24 protein-coding genes and 1 pseudogene are annotated in these 20746 nt (G+C 53.8%); 8 read left to right on the top strand and 17 right to left on the bottom strand.

From position 1 onward, the window contains the following. Window positions 1–68: 68 nt before the first annotated feature. From Q4A85_RS13245 to Q4A85_RS07960, 7 genes and pseudogenes are all read right to left on the bottom strand, one after another. Window positions 69–116 carry a hypothetical protein gene (locus Q4A85_RS13245; protein ID WP_368500200.1) on the bottom strand — a complete coding sequence of 16 codons (48 nt, stop codon included), beginning with the start codon at window positions 114–116 and terminating at the stop codon, window positions 69–71. 92 nt (window positions 117–208) lie between these two features. Next, window positions 209–529: pseudogene (locus tag Q4A85_RS07985) on the bottom strand (DIP1984 family protein); the annotation flags it as partial. 678 nt (window positions 530–1207) lie between these two features. Next, the gene (locus Q4A85_RS07980; RefSeq protein ID WP_303109247.1) at window positions 1208–1438 is read right to left on the bottom strand and encodes an HNH/ENDO VII family nuclease; all 231 of its coding nucleotides are present in this window, start codon (window positions 1436–1438) and stop codon (window positions 1208–1210) included. A 125-nt stretch (window positions 1439–1563) separates the two neighbouring features. After that, a complete protein-coding gene (gshB, locus tag Q4A85_RS07975; protein WP_303109245.1) occupies window positions 1564–2514 on the bottom strand; it encodes a glutathione synthase in 951 nt (316 codons plus the stop codon). 90 nt (window positions 2515–2604) lie between these two features. After that, window positions 2605–2922 (bottom strand): DUF2322 family protein, encoded by a 318-nt coding sequence (locus tag Q4A85_RS07970; RefSeq protein ID WP_303109243.1) that lies wholly within the window; start codon window positions 2920–2922, stop codon window positions 2605–2607. 83 nt (window positions 2923–3005) lie between these two features. Continuing rightward, window positions 3006–3635 (bottom strand): uracil phosphoribosyltransferase, encoded by a 630-nt coding sequence (upp, locus tag Q4A85_RS07965; protein WP_303109241.1) that lies wholly within the window; start codon window positions 3633–3635, stop codon window positions 3006–3008. Window positions 3636–3788: 153 nt separating this feature from the next. Then, entirely contained in the window at window positions 3789–4373 is a 585-nt protein-coding gene (locus tag Q4A85_RS07960) for a rhomboid family intramembrane serine protease (RefSeq protein ID WP_303109240.1), read from the bottom strand. Between the two features lie 131 nt (window positions 4374–4504). Here Q4A85_RS07960 and Q4A85_RS07955 point away from each other — a divergent pair, with 131 nt between their 5' ends. Further along, complete coding sequence (locus tag Q4A85_RS07955; RefSeq protein ID WP_303109239.1) at window positions 4505–4636, top strand: hypothetical protein; 132 nt, start codon at window positions 4505–4507, stop codon at window positions 4634–4636. Here Q4A85_RS07955 and tyrS read toward each other — a convergent pair. Together tyrS and yihA are read right to left on the bottom strand one after the other, a co-directional pair. Continuing rightward, window positions 4612–5916, bottom strand: coding sequence for a tyrosine--tRNA ligase (gene tyrS / locus Q4A85_RS07950; RefSeq protein WP_303109237.1), 1305 nt, complete (start codon window positions 5914–5916; stop codon window positions 4612–4614). The genes Q4A85_RS07955 and tyrS overlap by 25 nt on opposite strands. A 149-nt stretch (window positions 5917–6065) precedes the next feature. Beyond that, window positions 6066–6734, bottom strand: coding sequence for a ribosome biogenesis GTP-binding protein YihA/YsxC (gene yihA, locus Q4A85_RS07945; protein ID WP_303109235.1), 669 nt, complete (start codon window positions 6732–6734; stop codon window positions 6066–6068). Between the two features lie 102 nt (window positions 6735–6836). On the opposite strand from yihA, the gene Q4A85_RS07940 reads away from it, so the two are divergent. Both Q4A85_RS07940 and Q4A85_RS07935 read left to right on the top strand, forming a co-directional pair. Beyond that, on the top strand, window positions 6837–7457 hold the full coding sequence (locus Q4A85_RS07940) for a cytochrome c (RefSeq protein WP_303109233.1): 621 nt from the start codon (window positions 6837–6839) through the stop codon (window positions 7455–7457). Between the two features lie 280 nt (window positions 7458–7737). Beyond that, window positions 7738–9768 carry a cytochrome c biogenesis protein ResB gene (locus Q4A85_RS07935; protein ID WP_303109232.1) on the top strand — a complete coding sequence of 677 codons (2031 nt, stop codon included), beginning with the start codon at window positions 7738–7740 and terminating at the stop codon, window positions 9766–9768. A 30-nt stretch (window positions 9769–9798) separates the two neighbouring features. Here the strand turns inward: Q4A85_RS07935 and Q4A85_RS07930 are convergent, their stop codons facing one another. Continuing rightward, the gene (locus tag Q4A85_RS07930; RefSeq protein ID WP_303109231.1) at window positions 9799–10044 is read right to left on the bottom strand and encodes a hypothetical protein; all 246 of its coding nucleotides are present in this window, start codon (window positions 10042–10044) and stop codon (window positions 9799–9801) included. A 111-nt stretch (window positions 10045–10155) separates the two neighbouring features. On the opposite strand from Q4A85_RS07930, the gene Q4A85_RS07925 reads away from it, so the two are divergent. Further along, on the top strand, window positions 10156–10566 hold the full coding sequence (locus Q4A85_RS07925; protein WP_303109229.1) for a hypothetical protein: 411 nt from the start codon (window positions 10156–10158) through the stop codon (window positions 10564–10566). A 114-nt stretch (window positions 10567–10680) separates the two neighbouring features. Beyond that, window positions 10681–11646 (top strand): asparaginase, encoded by a 966-nt coding sequence (locus tag Q4A85_RS07920; RefSeq protein ID WP_303109227.1) that lies wholly within the window; start codon window positions 10681–10683, stop codon window positions 11644–11646. A gap of 413 nt (window positions 11647–12059) precedes the next feature. Here the strand turns inward: Q4A85_RS07920 and Q4A85_RS07915 are convergent, their stop codons facing one another. The 3 genes from Q4A85_RS07915 to Q4A85_RS07905 are packed head-to-tail and all read right to left on the bottom strand — an operon-like array spanning window position 12060 to window position 14165. Next, on the bottom strand, window positions 12060–12935 hold the full coding sequence (locus Q4A85_RS07915; protein ID WP_303109225.1) for an ATP-binding protein: 876 nt from the start codon (window positions 12933–12935) through the stop codon (window positions 12060–12062). 2 nt (window positions 12936–12937) lie between these two features. Beyond that, on the bottom strand, window positions 12938–13567 hold the full coding sequence (locus tag Q4A85_RS07910; RefSeq protein WP_303109223.1) for a GyrI-like domain-containing protein: 630 nt from the start codon (window positions 13565–13567) through the stop codon (window positions 12938–12940). After that, a complete protein-coding gene (locus tag Q4A85_RS07905; protein WP_303109222.1) occupies window positions 13530–14165 on the bottom strand; it encodes a hypothetical protein in 636 nt (211 codons plus the stop codon). The genes Q4A85_RS07910 and Q4A85_RS07905 overlap by 38 nt, the downstream gene beginning before the upstream one ends. A 122-nt stretch (window positions 14166–14287) precedes the next feature. Between Q4A85_RS07905 and Q4A85_RS07900 the strand changes: the two genes are divergently transcribed. Both Q4A85_RS07900 and Q4A85_RS07895 read left to right on the top strand, forming a co-directional pair. Further along, window positions 14288–14644 carry an arsenate reductase gene (locus Q4A85_RS07900; protein ID WP_303109220.1) on the top strand — a complete coding sequence of 119 codons (357 nt, stop codon included), beginning with the start codon at window positions 14288–14290 and terminating at the stop codon, window positions 14642–14644. 32 nt (window positions 14645–14676) lie between these two features. Continuing rightward, a complete protein-coding gene (locus Q4A85_RS07895; protein WP_303109218.1) occupies window positions 14677–15405 on the top strand; it encodes a UDP-2,3-diacylglucosamine diphosphatase in 729 nt (242 codons plus the stop codon). A gap of 2 nt (window positions 15406–15407) precedes the next feature. Here Q4A85_RS07895 and Q4A85_RS07890 read toward each other — a convergent pair whose 3' ends face one another. Further along, the gene (locus tag Q4A85_RS07890; protein WP_303109216.1) at window positions 15408–15539 is read right to left on the bottom strand and encodes a hypothetical protein; all 132 of its coding nucleotides are present in this window, start codon (window positions 15537–15539) and stop codon (window positions 15408–15410) included. A gap of 112 nt (window positions 15540–15651) precedes the next feature. Here Q4A85_RS07890 and Q4A85_RS07885 point away from each other — a divergent pair, with 112 nt between their 5' ends. Beyond that, window positions 15652–17166, top strand: coding sequence for a polyamine aminopropyltransferase (locus Q4A85_RS07885; protein ID WP_303109214.1), 1515 nt, complete (start codon window positions 15652–15654; stop codon window positions 17164–17166). Between the two features lie 15 nt (window positions 17167–17181). Here the strand turns inward: Q4A85_RS07885 and Q4A85_RS07880 are convergent, their stop codons facing one another. The 3 genes from Q4A85_RS07880 to Q4A85_RS07870 form a co-directional block, all read right to left on the bottom strand. Beyond that, complete coding sequence (locus Q4A85_RS07880) at window positions 17182–18135, bottom strand: zinc-binding alcohol dehydrogenase family protein (protein ID WP_303109212.1); 954 nt, start codon at window positions 18133–18135, stop codon at window positions 17182–17184. Between the two features lie 80 nt (window positions 18136–18215). Beyond that, entirely contained in the window at window positions 18216–19733 is a 1518-nt protein-coding gene (locus Q4A85_RS07875; RefSeq protein ID WP_303109210.1) for an ABC transporter permease/substrate-binding protein, read from the bottom strand. A gap of 101 nt (window positions 19734–19834) precedes the next feature. Next, window positions 19835–20659 carry an ABC transporter ATP-binding protein gene (locus Q4A85_RS07870; RefSeq protein ID WP_303109208.1) on the bottom strand — a complete coding sequence of 275 codons (825 nt, stop codon included), beginning with the start codon at window positions 20657–20659 and terminating at the stop codon, window positions 19835–19837. Window positions 20660–20746: the final 87 nt, after the last annotated feature.

Below are 20746 nucleotides of genomic sequence, written 5' to 3'. Positions count from 1 at the left end.
CGCGCGCCGTGTACGGAGCGTACATAAGCGCGTTGGCAACGCCGTATCGTTGCCCTTTTCATCCGCGATTACAAATCTTCCGCCCAGTTGGCCTGCTGGATTTGGATGTCGAGCAGGCGGCAGGCTTTGGCGGTGTCGTCGGCGCGGCGGCACGGCGGCGCAGTTCTTTAATGTCCACGGCGGCGAGCATTTTGATTTCGCTGCGGCTGTAACGCGACTGTTCGGGCGTGGCGGCATCGGCGAGCTTGGTCAGCACGGCGTGTTCGGCTTTCAGGCGTTCGCGTTCGGCCAGCGCGGCCACCATGCCCGTGCCGTCCGCCAGCACGGCGCGCTGGTTGGCAAGGTTGATTTGCACAATCAGGTGGTACAGGGCTTCGTTGGCGCGGCGGTATTCGTCCAGCAGCGCGGCGGGGTCTTCGGCGGGGCTTTCGCCTTCTTGGTATTGCGCGTTTTGCAGCAGGCGGGCTTGCTGTTGCGCCAGATGCCTCTGCAAATCGGCGCGGTCAATCAGGGCTTCGGCCAGTTTCATGCTTCGTCCTTCTATTGGTGGGTTGATTGGGTTTGCAGGCTGTCTGTTGGGGTGTTGAAGCTGTTGAAAAGCAGCCTACACTTTTTTGACTGCGTTGGGGCTGTGTTTTTCAGGTAGCCTGAAGGGGGAATGGGCTACCTGAAAGCTGAAACCGCGTGCGTGCGGGACGCACACACACTACACAAGCGGGCTACGCTTGCTATGTTGGTTTAGGTCTGACAACCTTCGCCACGCAAACATTTTTCCAAATATAGTGAGAAAGAGTCTGCTATCAGAACTTCTTCATTTTCATCATGATCAAACATGAGTACAAGTACTTTGTATTCATGATTAATAAATACTGGGTTACCCCATCCATCTGTACCGATAATTATAGTATTTTTATAATTTTCTAAAAAACAAGAAAATCCAATATTTAGATCAATAATGCTATCGTCTCCTAAAAAACACTATTATGAAATCCATATACTTGTGAATTTTTTATTAAGCAGCCACCAAATATTGTAGTGAAAAATTTAAAATCATCATCAATACTTACATTCAATTCTTTTTCTATTAAGCTATTAAGTGTAGTTCTTGTTCGGTTGTGGCAATACCTCTTAGAATAGGATTATTATCAAAGTAATCAGTTAATTCTTTAAAAAAATTTCCATAAATCATTATTATTCCTTACTATTGTTAATTGCAGCATATCTTTCCAGGCTTAATATTTCTTTTACCAAGTTCTTCCTCTGCTCTAAACTTCCAATACTCTACACGCCAAAGATCAAAATCATGCCTATTTTTTCCAGATCCAACACCCTTTCCTTTTTGATTCCCAAATGGATGTTGTTTTTTATTACTCAAAGAATGCTTACTACGAGGAAGCTCAATAATTGGTCCATTTGGATTCTGTTTCTGATGATGCAAGCTGCCGTAGGGTGGGCACTCGTTGCCCACGCGTTTTCAGGCTGCCTTCGGATGCGCAACGCGTGGGCAGCAAGCGCCCACCCTACATACTTCCCGTCCGATTGAATGTGCAGGCTGCCTGAACGCTATGCCGCGTTCCGTTCCACTGCGTCAATGAATTTCGCCGCCACATCAAAGCCTTTTTGTTTGGTGATTTCTTGGAAACCGGTGGGGCTGGTGACGTTCACTTCGGTTAAATAGCTGCCAATCACGTCCAAACCGGCGAGCAAAATGCCGCGCCGTTTCAGTTCGGGGGCGAGGGTTTCGGCGATTTCGCGGTCGCGTTCGCTCAATTCCTGTGCCACGCCGCGCCCGCCTGCGGCTAAATTGCCGCGCGTTTCGCCCTGCTGCGGAATGCGGGCCAGGGCAAAGGGCACGACTTCGCCGTCAATCACGAGGATGCGTTTGTCGCCGTGCACGATTTCGGGGATGTAGCGTTGCGCCATGATGGTGCGCGTGTCCAGCCGCATCAGGGTTTCGAGGATGCTGCCGATGTTCGGGTCGCGCTCGGTGAGGCGGAAAATGCCCATGCCGCCCATGCCGTCGAGCGGTTTGACAATGATGTCGCCGTGCTCGGCTAGAAAGGCGCGCACGTCGGCGGCGCGGGTGGTCACGATGGTGGGCGATGTGAATTGGGGGTAGTTTAAGATGGCGAGTTTTTCATTGTAGTCGCGCATGGCTTGCCCGCTGTTGAATACGTTTGCGCCTTGCTCGGCGGCAAGCGTGAGCAGTTGGGTGGCGTATAAATATTGCATATTAAACGGCGGGTCGGTGCGCATGATGATGGCATCAAAATCGCGCAAGGCAGCCTGAAATGGATCGCCCTGTTGATACCATGCGCTGCCGTTGGTTTGTTCGCCGAGAAATTGCACGGGCGTGGCGCGGGCGTGAACCACGCTGCCTAGAACGGATAATTCGCTGGCAAGGGTGTGATGAAGCTGATGCCCACGCGCGGCGGCTTCGCGCATCATGGCGTAGGTGGTGTCTTTGTAGGTTTTAAAAGTGTGCAGCGGGTCGGCGATAAAAAGGATGTTCATGGTTGCGCTTTCGGCTGGGGCGATGACAGGCAGCCTGAAAGGCTGTGGATGCGTTTTCAGGCTGCCTTAACGTGCTGAATAATGGGCGGATTATTTGATAAGCGGTTTGAGCGTGTAGTTTAAATTTTCGTCTTGCACTTTAAACAGCAGGTCTATGTTGGGATGTTTGCCTGCGTGTTTTTGCGCGTCTAACACGTGTTCGTCAAACCAAATCAAGCCTTGCTCGGCGGCGTAGCGGTTCAGTTCGCCGTTAAATTCGGCAGCCAGCGCGTTGTACAGTTTCAGGCTGCCTAATTTGCCTTCCACGGCGGGGATGTGATGCACCACGTTGCCAGCGGCATCGCAAACGTTTAAGCCGCTTAAGTGGTCTATGCTGGGCATTTGGGCGAGATTTTGTTGGAATGACATGGTTGTTCCTTTGTGAGAGTGGGATGGTTTAGGCAGCCTGAAAGCGGGGTTGGGGTTTCAGGCTGCCTTTTGCACGGTTGAATTTAATGCTTTGTGCCGAAGATTTTATCGCCCGCATCGCCCAGCCCCGGAATGATGTAGCCGTTTTCGTTGAGATGGCTATCGAGCGCGGCGGTGTAGATTTTCACATCGGGATGGGCGGCGTTCACGGCTTGCACGCCTTCGGGCGCGGCAACCAGCACCAAGGCTTTGATGTTGCGGCAGCCTTTTTGTTTGAGCAGGTCTATCGTGGCGACCATAGAGCCGCCTGTTGCCAGCATGGGGTCAATAATCAACGCGGGGCGTTCGTCCATTTTGTCTACCAGTTTTTCAAAATAGGGCACGGGTTGCAGCGTTTCTTCATCGCGCTGCAAGCCAACTACGCTCACTTTTGCCCCCGGAATTAGGTCTAACACGCCATCCAGCATGCCCAGGCCTGCGCGCAAAATGGGCACCACGGTTACGGTTTTGCCTTTGATGCGCTCGCCTTGGATTTTGCCGCACCAGCCGTCAATCTCGCATTGTTCGGTTTCAAAATCGCGCGTGGCTTCGTAGGTCATCAGGCGGGCGAGTTCTTTGGTGAGCGTACGAAATTTGCCTGTGCTGCAATCGGCTTCGCGCATCAGGGTGAGTTTATGGCGCACAAGGGGGTGGTCAATAATGAGCAGATTCATGGTTTTATCTCTTTTGATGGGCTGAAAAACGGGGGCGATTATAGCGTGTTTTCAGGCTGCTTTACAGCATTTAACAGTTGGCGGCGGAGGGATGGGGCGGGGTGTAGGCAGCCTGAAACGGCATTTTCTCGTTTCAGGCTGCCTTTTAGTATCTCAACGTTGCATCTGCCGTTGCCATTGCCAAGCAAACGCCCAGCCCATCAACGCACCACCGCCGTGTGCCATGTGGGCGATGTTGTCGCCAAACAGCGAAACGCCCGAAATCTGCGCAAACACTTCGTATAACACCAAGCCGCCCACCAGATACCGCGCCTGCACAGGCACGGGGATAAACATCAGCGACAGCGGGGCTTTGGGATACACCGCCGAAAACGCCGCCAGCACGCCAAACACCGCGCCCGATGCGCCGAGCATAGAGCCGTTGCTCGCCATAAACGGCAAATACGCCGCCGCGCCCGCCAAGCCCGAAGCAAAATACAACGCCCACACGCGCTTGGCTGTCCACACGCGCAACAGATGCGGCATAAACGAGCCCAGCGCAAACATATTAAAGCCCAAGTGCATCAGGCTTTCGTGCAGAAACAGATGGGTAAACCATTGCCAGATATGGTAATTGGGGTTTTCAGGCTGCCATAACGCGCCTTCTAGCCGCCAATCAAAGCCTGATGCTTGCAGCAGAAAGATGGCGACGTTGAGCGCGATGAGAATGATGTGGGGCGGGAGTTTGGGTGGGTTCATGGGGGGCAAATAAAGGTGGGGAAGGTTGGGGCAGCCTGAAAAGGGGGGAATGCGCCATTGGGCTGTTACACCGTTTCAGGCTGAAATTTATGGCGGATTAAGATAAATAGGTCAGGGTTTGTCGGGCATAAATGCCCGACCTACTGATGAACAATAGTTTGTTATTTTCAGGCTGCCTATGTCTCTCAAACTGGGCGGCAACAAAAAGTCGGGCGCATTATCCCGACTTCACAACGGTTTACGCCCACACCAGCAGCGCATGATTGCGCTTGCCACGTTTGATAATCGTGTATTTACCAAAGCGTTTGTGCGCATCGGTAAGCAAATACACATCATCGGGCTTCTCGGCGGTGTGGTTGGGGTTGTTGGCTTCGGCGGGGCTGCCGTTAATCAACACCGCATTGCTTTGCACAAAGCCGCGCGCTTCTTTGTTGGATTTAGCTAAACCCGCTTGCACTAAGGCTTCCACCACATTCAGGCTGCCTGAATTCGCAACGTGCAGCGCAGGCAAACCATCCAGCGCCAATTGGGCATAATCTTGCTCGGTCAAGCCGCTTTCATCGCCCGAAAACAGGCTTTGCGTGATGCGTTGCGCGGCTTCCAGCGCGGCTTCGCCGTGAATCAAGCGCGTCATTTCTTCGGCTAGGATGCGTTGCGCTTCGGGCTTGGTGCTGCTGGCTTTATCTGCCGCTTCAATCGCGTCAATTTGTTCTAGGGTTAAGAAAGTAAAATATTTCAAGAATTTATACACATCGGCATCGGCTACTTTGAGCCAGAATTGGTAGAACTGGTAGGGCGAGGTTTTTTTCGCGTCCAGCCACACTGCGCCGCCTTCGGTTTTGCCGAATTTGGTGCCGTCGGCTTTGGTAACCAGCGGCAAGGTCATGCCGTGTACTGTTTTGCCGTTTAGGCGGCGCGTGGTTTCCGTGCCCCAAGTGATGTTGCCCCATTGGTCGGAACCGCCGATTTCCAATTGCACGTTGTGGCGCGTGTTGAGCTGGGCGAAGTCGTAGCCTTGCAGCAGCGCGTAGGCAAACTCGGTGAACGAGATGCCTTGGTCTTCGCGCTCAATGCGTTGGCGCACTGATTCTTTTGCCAGCATGGCGTTCACGGAAAAATGTTTGCCGATGTCGCGCAGAAAATCCAAGCAATTCATGTTGGCGAACCAGTTGGCGTTGTTTTCCATGATGGCGGGGTTTGCGCCGTCAAATTTAAGAAACGGCGTGAGCTGGTTTTTGATGCTTTCCACCCAGCCTTTTACCGTTTCGGGCGTGTTCAGGCTGCGTTCTACCGCTTTGAAGCTGGGGTCGCCAATCATGCCTGTTGCGCCACCCACGAGTGCCACGGGCGTGTGCCCCGCGTTTTGAAAACGGCGCAACACCAACACGGGCAGCAAATGCCCGATGTGTAGGCTGTCGGCGGTGGGGTCAAAGCCGCAGTAGAGGGTGATTTTTTCGCTGTCTAGCAGCTTGGAGAGTTCGTTTAGGTCGGTGCTTTGCGCGATTAGGCCGCGTGTTTGCAAGTCTTGTAATAAAGCGTTCATTAAGGTTTCCAATAAAAGGCAGCCTGAAAAGGGTTCAGGCTGCGGTTGAATGATTGAATGACGGGGCGGATTTTAAAGCATTTTCAGGCTGCCTAAAAGCTGCCGTGCTCGGTTATTGGGCAAAATACGCGCGTTGGCGGGCGGGGGAATTATTCGGCGGCGGCATCGTCTGCGGCATCATCCGCACCATTATCGGCAGCCTGAAAACGAGCGGAGCTAAAGTCGTCAAACCAGCCCGATACTACGCTATTCACTTCATCCACACCTTGTTTTTTCAGGCTGGAAAACAGTTGCACCGACACGGTTTGCCGTTCCATAAACGGCTTTAAGGCTTTTTTCACCGCCGCAAGGGCTTTGATTTGCTCGTTTTTGGAGAGCTTATCGGCTTTGGACAACAGAATATGCACAGGTCGCCCCGTGAGCGCGAAAAAATCCAGCATTTGAATGTCCAACGGCTTCATTGGATGGCGCACATCCATAATCAGCACCAAGCCAATCAGCTGCGGGCGCGTTTGCAAATAATCGCCCAGCAGCTTCACCCAATGGGCGCGGATGGCTTCGGGCACTTGTGCATAGCCGTAGCCTGGTAAATCCACCATAAAATTGCCGTTTGCCAGCTCAAAAAAATTGATGTGCTGCGTGCGGCCGGGGGTTTTGGACACATAAGCCAAGCGCATATGGCTGCATAAGGTGTTGATTGCGCTGGATTTGCCCGCATTGCTGCGCCCCACAAAGGCGATTTCGGCGGGGGTGTCGGGCAGGTCTTTTAGTTGGTTTACGGTGGTGAAAAATTTGGCGTTTTGAAATAGATTGTTCATGGCTGTAAAGATTTGTGAATTTGGTATAGAATACCACGTTTGAAGCACACTCGGTTTTATAACCGCAGACACAATACTAAAAAATTCAGGAGCACTTTATCCATGAAACGTTTAACACTGTTGGCACTTTTCGCTGCTTGTGGCTTGGCTTCGGCAGCCCCTGATGTAAGCAAAGGCAAGCAAGCGGCTATGGTTTGTTCAGGCTGCCACATGGTAGATGGCAACAGCACCATCGCCATGTATCCCAAAATCGCAGGGCAGCACGCCGATTATGTTTTCAAACAAATGCTAGACATCAAAAAAGGCGAGCGCAAAACGGGCAATTCGGCGGTGATGGCACCCATCGTGCAAAACATGAGCGAAGAAGATATGCGCAACATCGCCGCTTATTACGCCACGCAGCAAGCCAAAGCGGGCGAAGCCAACCCCAAAGCCAATCCCGATTTGGGCAAAACCATTTTCCGCGCGGGCTTACCAAGCAAAAGCGTGCCTGCGTGTATGTCTTGCCACGGGCCTGCGGGCGCGGGCTATCCTGCGGGTGGCACAGCGTTTTCAGGCTTTCCGCGCGTGAGCGGGCAGCATGAAGGCTATGTTGCCGACCAGCTTCGCTTGTATGCCAAAGGCGAGCGCAAATCGCCCAACAGCATCATGGAAGACATCGCTTCGCGCATGGGCGAAGACGACATCCGCGCGGTGAGCACTTATATTCAAGGCTTGAAGTAAGGGCGATTAAGGCTTTCAGGCTGCCTAATGTGGTTTTAGTTAGGCAGCCTGAAATGTATTTTGTTATGCTTTGCAACGCCTTTTCAGGCTGAAATTTTTGCAAAATCTACAACCGATGGAGCGTCGGCGGCTCGCCGACATCATGGCAAATCAGCAATGCAATGTTTAACCAGCCATTCGGCGGCAAGCCGTCGCCGCTCCATTTTGGATTTCAGGCTGCCTAATAATCCGCGTTTTCATCTGGTTTTCCCCATCTTAACTTTGTAAACATCCCCCCGCCATGCCCCAATCGTCTTCGCAAAAAATCCCGTTAATCCGCCGCCCGTGGTTTGCTTTTTTCAGCTCCATGCGTTTTGCGGTGGCGTTGTTGTCGGTGCTGGCGATTGCTTCGGTGGTTGGCACGGTGTTGCAGCAAAATCAGCCCAAGCAAAATTATGTGGTCAAATTTGGCGCGTTTTGGACGGAAATCTTTGAATTTTTGGGCTTGTTTGACGTGTATGCTTCGGCGTGGTTCACGCTGATTATGCTGTTTTTGGTGTTGAGCACGGGCTTGTGTATGTGGCGCAATGTGCCGCCGTTTTTGCGCGAAATGCGCTCGTTTCGCACGCAAACCACCGCCAAATCGCTCGCGCACATGAAACACACCGCGCTGTTGCCCAGCAGTTTAGGCAGCCTGAAAACGGAAATCGCAGCAAAATATTGGCAGGTAAACGGCTTTCAAACGCGCATCACGCCGCGCGAAGATGGCAGCGTGTTGCTATCGGCAAAAAAAGGCGCGATGAACAAATGGGGCTATATTTTTGCCCACGCGGCGATTATCGTGATTTGCTTGGGCGGCTTGGTGGACAGCAATCTGCTGCTGAAAATCGGCATGCTCACGGGCAAAATTGTGCCCGATACCAGCAGCCAATACGCGCGTGATTTTCAGGCTGCATCGCGCTTGTCGGCGAGCAATTTATCGTTTCGCGCCAATGCCGAAGTGGTGGAAGGGCAAACGATAGAAGCGGCGTTTATCAATGCCGACAAGGGCTTGCTGCTGCAAGAGTTGCCGTTTACGCTGGAATTGAAAAAGTTTCACATTGATTTTTACAACACGGGGATGCCCAAAGATTTTGCCAGCGACATTGTGGTAACCGATAAAGCCAGCGGCAACCGCGTGGCGCAGACCATTCGCGTGAACCATCCGCTCACCATCAACGGCATCACGATTTACCAATCCACCTATGGCGATGGCGGCTCGGATGTGCGTTTCCAAAGCTGGAATTTGCGCGGCGCAAACCCGCCTGCGATGCTGGATGTGGTGTCGCAACGCACGTTTCCGTTGGATTTGGGTAAGGAAAAATATCAGTTTGAGCTGGGCGAATTGCGCGTGTTTAACGTGGAAAACACGGCGGCGGGCGAAGCTGCCCAGCACGATGTGCGCAGCGTGGCGCAGCCCAAGCAGTTTCAAAATGTCGGACCAACGATTATGTTTAAACTGCGCGATGCGGCGGGGCAAGCGCATGAATATGTGAACTATATGCTGCCCTTGGAGCGCGAAGGCGCGAAGTTTTTTGCCACAGGCGAGCGCAGCGACATCAACGCGCCGTATCGCTGGCTGATGCTGCCTGCCGATGGGCAAAACAAGCTGGATGGCTTTATGGCGTTGCGCGCCACGCTGATGCAGCCTGAAAAGCGCGCGCAGATTGTGCAAACGGCGGTTGCGAATGTGAACGAAAATATGCGCGGCGATTTTAAGCTGGCGGTGGAGAACCTGCTGCGCCAGTTTGCCGAGGGCGGCTATGTGGCGATTAACGAGCATATTCAGCAAAATGTGCCCGCCGAAGCGCAGCAAAAAACGGGCGAAATCATGTATCAGATTTTGTATAGCAGCATGGATGTGGCGCTGACGCAGGCGTTAAACGATTTCAGGCTGCCGACTATGGCTGCGGGCGAGGTGCGCAATCGCTTTATTTTGAACAGCATGGATGGCTACACCGCGCTGACCAAATTTCAATCGCCCGTGCTGCTGCAAATGGACACATTTAAGCAGGTGAATATGTCGGGCTTGCAGATGACCAAATCGCCAGGGGCAAGCTTGGTTTACATCGGCTCGGTGCTGCTGGTGTTGGGCACGATTTTTATGTTTTATGTGCGCGAAAAACGCGCTTGGCTGCTGTTTGACCGCGATGGCGATGTGCGCTTTGCCATGTCCGCCACGCGCAGCGAACGCGAGTTGGCACGCGAGTTCCCCGAGCATTTGGCGAAACTGGAAACGCTGGCGCGAGATTTGGGGCAGCCTGAAACAGGCGTTGGGCAAGGCGCAGAGTAGGGCGGTGGTTTATTTCATCATGCCCGCGCATTACCTATTTTTTGCCAGAGCAGGCGTTTCGCCGCCTACCACGAGCAGGGGCAAGCCCCTGCACCCCACGCGCAACCCCTTTTCAGGCTGCCTAATATTCATGCCCGCGCCCAACCCGTAGGGTGGGCAACTCGTTGCCCACCAACCATCCCGCCCACTTTCAGGCTGAAACCTTTGCAAAACCTTAACGGCAGCCTGAAATCTAAAATGGAGCGGCGACGGCTCGTCGCCAAATGGTTGATTCAAAATGGTTTAATTGATTAACAAAATGTCGGCGAGCTGCCGACGCTCCATTGGTTACAGGTTTTGCAAAGTTTTCAGGCTGCCTAACCACCCCCCCACCACAAAGGAATCCCCATGTTCAAACGCCCCGAAGAAATTCTCCTTATCCTAGTTGGCATCGCATTCCTTGCCATCACCTACTTTCTCGCAGGCTGGGCAACCGCCGCATCGCTCAAATACACGCTGATGATTACAGGCGGCAAGCTGCTTTGGCTGGCAGCCTTCTTTTGGCTGTGGGCACACGAAAAAGCCTTTTTGTGCTACCCCGTGTTGCTCGGCTTGTTTGTTGCCTGCTGGTGTCCGTGGCTAGACTGGTTCGCCCTGCGCCACACCGTTGCCGTGGATGCCACCAGCGTCATCGTGCTCAACAAACCGTGGTACGCCACATGGACATTCAAAGCCGTGCTGATTGCCTTGCCCATCATCGGCGGCTACGCATGGGAATGGCAACGCCGCCGCAAACGCAAATTGGCGGGAAAGGTGTGAGCACCCCTATTCACCAGCGCATCAGCATCATCGCCATCAAGGCAGCCTGAAAACGAGTGAAGCATAGTTTCAGGCTGCCTTATTCATCCCAACCCCATCTTTTTACCCCACTCCATGAAATCCCTTTACATCCTATACACAGGCGGAACCATCGGCATGACCCCCACCCCGCAAGGCTTGCAACCCAGCCGCCAAATCGTCGCCACCGCCCTGCAACCCTACACAGGCAGCCTGAAACTCACATGGCACATCTGCGACCCACTCATCGACAGCTCCGCGCTCGCCCCAACAGACTGGGCAAACTGGCTCGCCCTACTGCACACCGCCATCGCCCAACACGATGCCATTCTCATCCTGCACGGCACCGACACCCTAGCCTACACCGCCAACCTGCTCGCCCTTGCGCTCAACCCACAAGGCAAACCCATCATCCTAACCGGCTCGCAACAACCCTACGGCGCAGCCCACAGCGATGCTCCCGCCAACCTACACACCGCCCTTACCGCCATCCAACGTCCCGATGTACACGGCGTACTGCTCGCCTTCAACGGCAAACTCATCCCTCCCATCGGCAGCAGCAAAACCACCACCGAACACCACGACGGCTTCGCCAACCCACACTTCGGCACATGGCAAATTGAAAATAGGCAGCCTGAAACCACCCCCGCCCCCTATAACAGCAGCCTGAAACGCCACTTCAACCCCCACACCCGCGTTGTTCCCATCATCCTAACCCCCAGCAATATGCTGGACAACGCCGCCGCCCAACTCAACCCCAACGAAAGCGATGCCGCCATCCTACTCGGCTACGGACACGGCAACGCCCCCGCCCACCCCGCGCTGCTTGCCGCCATCCAACGCTACACCCAAGCAGGCAAACCACTCATCAACATCAGCCAAGTGCCACACGGCAACGCCACCGCACGCTACGCCCAAGGCAACGCCCTGCGCCAATCAGGCGCAATCAACGGCGGATACTGCAACCTAGAAACCGCCACCGCCCTAATGATGCTCGCCGCCGCCAACGGCTGGACACGCCACGAAATAGAAAGCGAACTACAACGGCTGCGGCTGGTTTAAACCCACCACATGGCTGGCAAACGATTTCAGGCTGCCTTGAAGCGTTAAAGGCAGCCTGAAAAACATAACAGCACAAATCAAGAAACATCCCATCCATCAGCGTGTAGTCCATCAGCGTGTAGGTTGTGCAAACTTGTTTATGCACCGTATAGCAATGCCTAATGCCGCGTTTCAGGCTGCCTTTCCCTTTATTTATTTTTTGCCAGAGCAGGCGTTTCGCCGCCTACCACGAGCAGGGGCAAGCCCCTGCACCCCGCCGTAGCATGAACCATTTGCAGCAATCATCAAGGCAGCCTGAAAGCAAAAAATCCCCAACCGCGTGCGCAGCCAAGCGGCACACCCTACCAGCAAAAGCAGCCTGAAACCGCATAACACGTTTTCAGGCTGCCTTTCTCCATCCCCACCATCCCAATCTACTCAAACACCCGCCGCTCATCAGGCAACCTGCCCGCCCAATCGCAAGCAAACTGATACGCGGTGCGCCCCGAGCGGCTGCCGCGCATTTGCGCCCAGTTCAAGGCGGCGTGTCGCGCGGTTTCATCCAAAGGCAGCCTGAAATCCGTTAGCCAGTTTTCTACCGCCGCCAAATATTCGTTTTGGTCAAACGGATAAAAGCTCAACCACAAGCCAAAGCGGTCGGACAGCGATATTTTTTCTTCCACCGCTTCTTTGGCGTGGATTTCGCCGCCGCGCCCTGTGTGCGTGTTGGCGTTGTCGTCCATGTATTCGGGCATCAGGTGGCGGCGGTTGGATGTGGCGTACACCAGCACGTTGTCCGCGCGGCGCGATAAGCTGCCATCCAGCGCGGTTTTCAGAGCTTTGTAGCCGTCTTCGCCTTCTTCAAACGATAAATCGTCGCAGAACACGATGAATTTTTCGGGACGGCTTTCCAGCAAAATCAGCAGCGCGGGCAGTGTTGCCAAGTCGTTTTTATCTACTTCTATCAGGCGCAAGCCGCGTTCGGCGTATTCGTGCAGCAGGGCTTTTACCAGCGATGATTTGCCTGTGCCACGCGCGCCTGTGAGCAAGGCGTTGTTGGCGGGTCGCCCTGCTAAAAATTGCTCGGTATTGCGCACCAGCCGCGCCATTTGGCTGTTTACGGCGGCAAGGCGGGCTAGCGGAAAGGTGTGCGGGCGTGGCAAGCCTTGCAGCACGCCTGCGGTGCCTGCTTTTGTCCAGCGATAGGCGATGCTGTGTTGCCAATCGGGGGCGATAGCTTCGGGCGGCAGCCATGCGTCTAGGCGGCGCAACACGGATGCGGCTTGGCGCAGAAATTTAGCCAGCTTCATTTTCAGGCTGCCTTGGGCGGCTCGCAGCCGACATAAATACGCGGCAAGCCATCCAGCATATAGGTTTCAAAATCGGTGGTAAACGTGCGGTTCAGGCTGCTGTTATCTTCAATTTCGCCCCATGTTTGGTACACGCTTTGCGCGTTTGGCTCGGGCACGATAAAGCGGGCGTAGTCTTGCGGCGGGATGTGGGTTTCGCCTGCGAAGCTGGGCAGCGGGAAATCGGTGGCGGTGATGCGCCCGATGGTGATGACTACATCGTCGGGCGCGTCGTCAAAATATTGGTACACGCAGTAAATGGTCATGGTGAACGATGGCAGGCGGTTGGCTTTGTGGTTGCCTTCCCATTGCTGCCACATTTCGCCCAGCGTTTCGTGGGCTTTGTCTAGCGTGGTGCGTTGTTGGATGCCGATGATGCGCAGCGGGACGGTGATAAGGGTGTAGTCAAGCATGGTGTTCCTTGGGGTAGCAATTAGGCAGCCTGAAAATGGGTTGGCGGTTGCACTCTGTTTCAGGCTGCCTGATGAATAAAAACAAAAGATGCAGCCTGAAACCGTAATCCAGTTTTCAGGCTGCCTTAACAGATTGATTAAATTAACGATTACGCAAATCCATAATATCGCGCCAGCCATCGTTGGTTTTCATCAGCGTGGCGTGTTTGGTTTGCGTTTGGTTGAGCCCGTTGTAGTAAGGGCTGTCTTTGAGCAATTTTTTCGCCCAGCGTTCTGTGTTGATTTTCGCTTCGTAAGACACTTGGGTAACGGTTATGCCGTTGCTGGGCGTGGGCGCGGTGAAATAATTGATTTTTTCCACTTTTTCGTTGCCAATGCACATCAAGGCTTCTTGGTTGGGCAAGGGCTGGAATGCTTGTTCGCCTTTTGCCGTGAGTGAGTAAACCATATAGCGAATGGCGGCATCGCCCTCGCCCTCGCGTTGTTCCTTATCGCGGCGATACAAGCCCGCATCGGTGAGCACTTCCATTTGGCCAATCGCGGTTAAATTGGCGCGTTTGCCATTGTCTTGGCGTTTCACCAGCTTCACTTCGGGCGAGCCCAGCACAGGGTTATCGCCCTCTTTGCGCGTATCCACGGTAAGCTGAAACGGCACGCACACCGAATGAAATTTTACCGATGCATTCACCGCTTTTTGCACGGCAGATTTAGACAATTTGTCGCCACCGCCGCAAGCCGCCAATAACAAAACGCTGCTCAACACCAATATTTTTTTCATAATTCACTCCGTGTTTACAAAAGTTTGCGAAAGCAGCAAGGATAACGGCAAAACCCGCCTGCGACAAGACAAAATTGGCATGATTTCGTACAATGTCGCATTATTTGCAAGGAAATGTAAACATGACCATCCAACTCTACGGCATCCCCAACTGCGCCACCGTCAAAAAAGCCCGCGCATGGCTGGATGAACACCACATCGCCTACCAATTTATCAATTTCAAAACCCAAGCCCCCACGCGCGACTGGCTTTCAGGCTGCCTAAAACAGGTGGAACTGAACACCCTGCTCAACAAACGCGGCACCACATGGCGCAAACTCACGCCGGAGCAGCAAGCCCAAGCCAACAGCGAAGACGGCGCAATCGCGTTGATGATGGCGCAGCCCAGCGTGATTAAACGCCCCGTGTTGGTTTACGGCGAGCGGATAAACGTGGGCTTTGATGCGGATGTTTATGCCACGCTGTTTCAGGCTGCCTAATAGTTCATCCCCCCCAAAGGCAGCCTGAAACTATGCCCATTCTCTTCATCGCCGATTTGCATCTCTCCGACCACACCCCCAGCCTAAACGCGCTGTTTGCCCAGTTTCTGCGCGATTGGCAGGGCAAAGCCGCCGCGCTGTATATTTTGGGCGACCTGTTTGACGCATGGACAGGCGATGATGACGACAGCACCACCGCCGTCGAAGTGGCGCAGCAGCTTGCCGCCTTTGCCGCCCACGCGCCCGTGTATTTCATCGCAGGCAACCGCGATTTTCTGCTGGGCAAACGCTACGCCGCCCAATGCGGCATGACGCTGTTGCCCGAAAACCAAATCGTTGAATATTTTGGCAAAACCATCTTGCTCACCCACGGCGACGAAATGTGCACCGATGATGTGGGCTATCTGCGCTACCGCAAAATCATGCGCAACCCCATCGTGCAAAAAATCCTGCTCGCGCTGCCGTTTCGCACCCGCAAAAACATCGCCGCCAAGCTGCGCACCACCAGCAGCGCGCGCAAAAGGCAGCCTGAAAACTACGCCATCGCTGATGTAACCGAGCAAGGCGTTCAGGCTGCCTTAAATCGCCATCCGCAAGCGCAAATCATCATCCACGGACACACCCACCGCCCCGCTGTTCATGTGCACACGTTTAACCAGCGCGAAATTGCCCGCTATGTGCTGCAAGATTGGTATGACGGCAAAGGTGGCTATTTGCTGCTAGACGAACACGGCGTGCACGCGCATAGTTTGCCCGAGTGATTTCAGGCTGCCTTTGTTGTCCATCCAAAGGCAGCCTGAAACTTAAAATGGAGCGGCGACGGCTCGTCGCCCAATGCTTTGTTCAACAGGGCGTTACTGCTTGGAAGAATGTCGGCGAGTCGCCGACGCTCCATCGGTTGCAAGTTTCGCATAAATTTCAGACTGCCTTTGGCTACGCCATCGCCCCAAAGGCAGCCTGAAACGTTAAAACCCTAATCACGCACCCATTCCTTTTCAGGCTGCCCCATGAAACCCCATCGCACCCTTATCATCTCCGTATTCATCGTTGCCAGTTGCGGCTTGGCGTATGAACTCATCACCGCCGCGCTCGCCAGCTATTTGCTTGGCGACAGCATCTTCCAATATTCGCTCATCATCGGGCTGTACCTGTTTGCCATGGGCATCGGCGCACACCTAACGCGCTACATCGCCGATAAAGACGTGCTGCACCGCTTTATAGAAATTGAACTGCTGGTGGGGCTGATTGGCGGCATTTCCGCGCTGTTTTTGTTTATCGCGTTTGGCATCGCCGCCGCGCCGTTTCGCACGCTGCTGTATGCGCTGGTTGCCATCATCGGCATCATCGTAGGTATGGAAATCCCACTGGTGATGCGTGTGCTCAACGAGCAACAGCTTGAATTTAAAGACACCGTTGCCCGCGTGCTCACCTTTGACTACATGGGCGCGCTCGCCGTTTCGCTGCTGTTTCCGCTGATTCTTGCCCCCAAGCTCGGCATGGCACGCTCCGCGCTGCTGTTTGGCTTGCTCAACGCCGCCGTTGCCCTGCTCACCGCCCGCGTTTTCAGGCTGCATCTGCCACGCTATCGCAGCCTGAAATGGCGCAGCCAAGCCGTTTTGCTGCTGTTGCTGATTGCCTTTATTTTTGCGAACCGCTGGGTGTTCCAAGCCGAACAACGCTATTTTGGCGACCCCGTGGTGTTTGAAAGCCATTCGCCCTATCAGCGGCTGGTGGTAACGCAATGGAAAGACGATACCCGATTGTATATTAACGGCAATTTGCAATTTTCATCGCGCGACGAAGCCCGTTATCACGAAGCCTTGGTTATCCCCGCCATGCAAGCCGCCGCACAACACAGCCGCGTGTTGATTTTGGGCGGCGGCGATGGCTTGGCAGCGCGAGAAGTGCTGAAATACCCCAAAGTTCAACAGGTTACGCTGGTGGATTTAGACCCCACCATGACGCGCACCTTTCAAACCGCCGCCCAGCTCGTCGCCCTAAACCAAAACGCGCTCAACCACCCCAAGCTGCGCGTGATTAACGACGACGCGGCGCAATGGCTGCAACACACGGCGGAGCAGTTTGACGTGATGATTATTGACCTGCCCGACCCGTCCAATTTTTCGCTGGGCAAGCTGTATTCTGTGCCGATGTATCGTCTTGTGGCGCGACATTTGGCGGCGGGCGGCAGGGTGGTGGTGCAATCCACGTCGCCTTATTTTGCGCCCAACGCTTATTGGTCGGTGGTGGCGACGCTGGAAGCGGCGGGGCTGAAAACCGCGCCGTATCATGTGTATGTGCCCAGCTTCGGCGAATGGGGCTATGTGTTGGCGGGCGCAGCAGCCGATTTCAGGCTGCCGAATCGCGTGGATGTGCCCACTCGCTTTTTGAACGCGGCGGAAATGGCGCAAATGTTCCGCTTCCCCGCCGATATGGCGCGACGCGAAGTAGAGCCGAATTATTTGAATAATCAGAAATTGGTGGCGTATTTTGAGCAGGATTGGGCGAATGTGATGCGGTGATGGGTTTCAGGCAGCCTATTCGTTTACCACCACCACTTTCCCAAATCCGTCCGCGCTTTGCAAAAAGCGGTGTGCTTCGGGAACTTGTTCCAATGCAAACACGCGTTCAATTAAGATTTTCACATTAAACTGCCGGATATAGTCAAACATCTCATCCAGCTTGGCTTGCGACACATTGCCCGAATAAAAGGCGGTGAGATAGCTGTTGTTTTTGAGTTCGATAATCGGATCAAAATCGTTCACGCCCCAGACGTTGCCAAGCTGCCCTGTATTGCAGACGATGCCGTGTTCGTTGATGTGGGAGAAAGAATCACGCAAAGTTGCCGGCCCTACCAATTCCAGAATTTTGTCATAGCTTTGGTCGGTTTGTATTTTGCCATCGGCTTCAGTAATCACTTCGTCAAATCCAACCGCCTGCAAACGGGTAGCTTTGGCAGGATTACGCGTTGAACCGTGCAGCACAATGTGCGGAAACTGCGCTTTAAGCAGCTGTGCAAAGGCTATGCCCACGCCGCTGCCTGCACCACGCACCAGCACACGATCTTGCGGCGCGATACGAAGCTGCTGCAATGAGCCGAATGCGGTGTAGTAGGTTTCGGGAATTGCGGCAAGGGTTGTCCAATCCAAATCGGTATGAACGGGGTAAATTTGCTCGTTGGGCAGCAACACATATTCGGCGTAGCTGCCGTTAAAGGCGCGCCCCATTTCGCCCATAATAGAGACGACCTTTTGTCCGACCGGCAGCGCGGGCGTGGAACTTTGCGCCACTTCGCCCACACATTCAATGCCCAAAATGCGCGGAAATTGGACAGACGGCGATTTGCCTTCACGTGTGAAAATCTCGGAATGGTTGATGCCGAAGCCTTTGATTTTCACCAGTGACCAACCCTCTTTGATATCAGGTGTTGGCACGTCTTGATAAATCAGTTGCTCCAAGCCGCCGGCTTGGTAGATTTTTACGGCTTTCATGAAGTTTCCTAAGAAGTTGTTTTTATTGTGAGAGAGCTTGCAGGCTGCTTCTGATGCTTTCAGGTAGCCTGCTGCCAATTTCACTTTCCTAACAACCCATGTTTCTCTAAATAATCCCGCGCCACGTTTTCCGCGCTTTCACCTTGCACTTTTACGCGGTAGTTCATCTCGCTCATTTCCGCTTCGCTGATTTTGCCGGCCAGTCGGTTAAGCGCGGCCACAATTTGCGGATTTTTTGCGGCAAATTCTGCTTTCATCAGCGGCGCGCCCTGATAGGCGGGGAACAGGGCGATATCGTCTTTTAGCAGGCGCAGCTGGTATTGCTTCAATTCGGCGTCGGTGGAGAAGGCTTCCACCAAGTCGATTTTGTCATTCAACAATGCCGTATAGCGTAAGGCAGGTTCCAAGCTAACAATATGTTTTAGCGTGATACCGGCTGCCTGCATGCCTTTGTAGCCGTCTGCTCGGTCGGTAAACTCCAGTGAGAAACCTGCTCGGATATCGGGCGCAACCTGCTTTAAGTCGCTGATTGTCTTCAGTTGGTGGGCCGCGCCGTAGCTTTCTTTGACGGCCAACGCATAAGTGTTCTGATAAGACATCGGTGGTAGAAACTCTAGCTGATATTGTTCCGCCAATAATTGTTTGCCCAGTCGATAGGTTTCATCTGGCGATAAATGGCGGTTCTTCTGTTCAGTTGGTACTTGTACTAAGGCTTCCAGCACGGTGCCGGTGAATTCGGGGTAAATGTCGATTTCGCCGCTGTTCAGCGCGTTAAACAGGAAGGTGGTTTTGCCGAAATTGGGTTTGACTGTAACTTTGATATTCGGATTTTCACGTTCAATCAATGATTTATACATGTTAATCAGAATATCAGGCTCGCTCCCCATTTTGCCGGCAATCACCACGTTTTGCGTGGCAGGCGTAAATGAAATCTGCGACAGACCGAGTGCGCCGAAGCCCACAGTCAATGCCAAAATAATCGGCAACTTGCGCCGCGATTTCTGCAACAGTCCGATAATGCCACTTACGCCGACAGCCAGCAGCGCGGAGAGCAATGCGCCGGTAAACGTCATCGTCATGTTGTTGCGGTCGATGCCGAGCAGAATCAGGTTACCCAAGCCGCCTGCGCCGATTAACGCCGCCAGCGTTGCCGTGCCGACAATCAGCACCGCCGCCGTGCGGATGCCAGAAATCATGGCAGGCAGTGCCATCGGCAGCTCAATCCGCCATAGCGACTGCCAACGCGACAGCCCGAATGCGGTGTACGCATCTTGAATCGATTGGTCGATTTGGGTCAGCCCCAGATAGGTATTTTGAAAAATCGGCAACAGCGCGTATAGCGTGAGCGCAATCAAGACGGGCGGCGAACCGATGCCGACAAACGGAATCAGCAATCCCAGCAGCGCCAAAGACGGGATGGTTTGCAATATATTGGTGAACTGCAATACCGCTTCGGCCGCACGCTGTCTGCGCGCAAACAACACGGCGGCGGGCACGGCAATGGCCACGGCCGCGAGCAAAGCCAGTCCGGAAAGCCATAAATGTGTGAGCAGCATTTGCCAGAGTTCGGTGGGGGTAACGTTTAGGGATGAGAACATAGTTTTAATTGTTATGGTTAGTATGTTGAATAATAGATGTTTATGTTTGCTTTACAGCAAGGTGTTAGCGCCTTGAAAGAGGTTTCAGACGGCCTTCACCATCATAACACTGCCCGTCTCACCGCCTCCTGCCCCTTTGGGTCCAGCCACAGGAATTGGTGGATGATGCGTTCGGCATCGGGTACGTCGGCGGTGGAAAACAGCGATTGCACATAATCGTTGGCAGGCTGCTTTTTGATTTCCTCGGGCGTGCCGATTTGCACGAGTTTGCCGTTGTGCATCACGCCGATGCGGCAGGCGAGTTTCAGGGCTTCCTGCATATCGTGGGTCACAAACACAATGGTGGTGCCGAATTTCTGGTGAATCATGGCGATTTGGTCTTGCAGCACGGTGCGCACCAGCGGGTCAAGCGCGGAAAACGGTTCGTCCATCAGCAGTACTTGGGGTTTGGCGGCAATGGCGCGCAAAATGCCGATGCGCTGCTGTTCGCCGCCGGAAAGTTCGTGCGGATAGCGGTCGCGGTAGTGCGCGGGGTCAAGTTCCACCAGCTCCAATAATTCATTCACACGCGTTTTACGTTCTGCTTTCGGCCAGCCCAAAATATCGGGCATGAGCGCGATGTTTTCCGCCACGGTCATGGTGGGGAACAGGGCGATTTGCTGCAATACGTAACCAATTTGGTGGCGAAGCTGGCGGATGTCGTAGTTTTTAATCCGCTTGCCGTGCAGATAAACGTTGCCGTCGGTCGGTTCAATCAGTGCGTTAATCATGCGCAGCGTGGTGGATTTGCCGCTGCCCGAGCCGCCCACCAACACGAAAAACTCGCCTTGGTAAATGGTCAAATCCAAATCGCGCACGGCATATTTGCCGTCATAGTGCTTGCCTGCGCCGCGAAATTCGATAAACGGAACAAGATTATTTTGCATATTGTGCCTTTACTACGTCTTCAAAATTAAGCGGTGTAGAAATCAACCGCGTTGTTTACACAACAGTTTGGGAAAAATAAGCCTGCA

Origin of the sequence: Kingella sp. (in: b-proteobacteria), from assembly GCF_030527935.1 — a bacterium.
Lineage (GTDB): Bacteria > Pseudomonadota > Gammaproteobacteria > Burkholderiales > Neisseriaceae > Kingella_B.
This window is presented reverse-complemented; position numbering and strand designations above follow the sequence as displayed.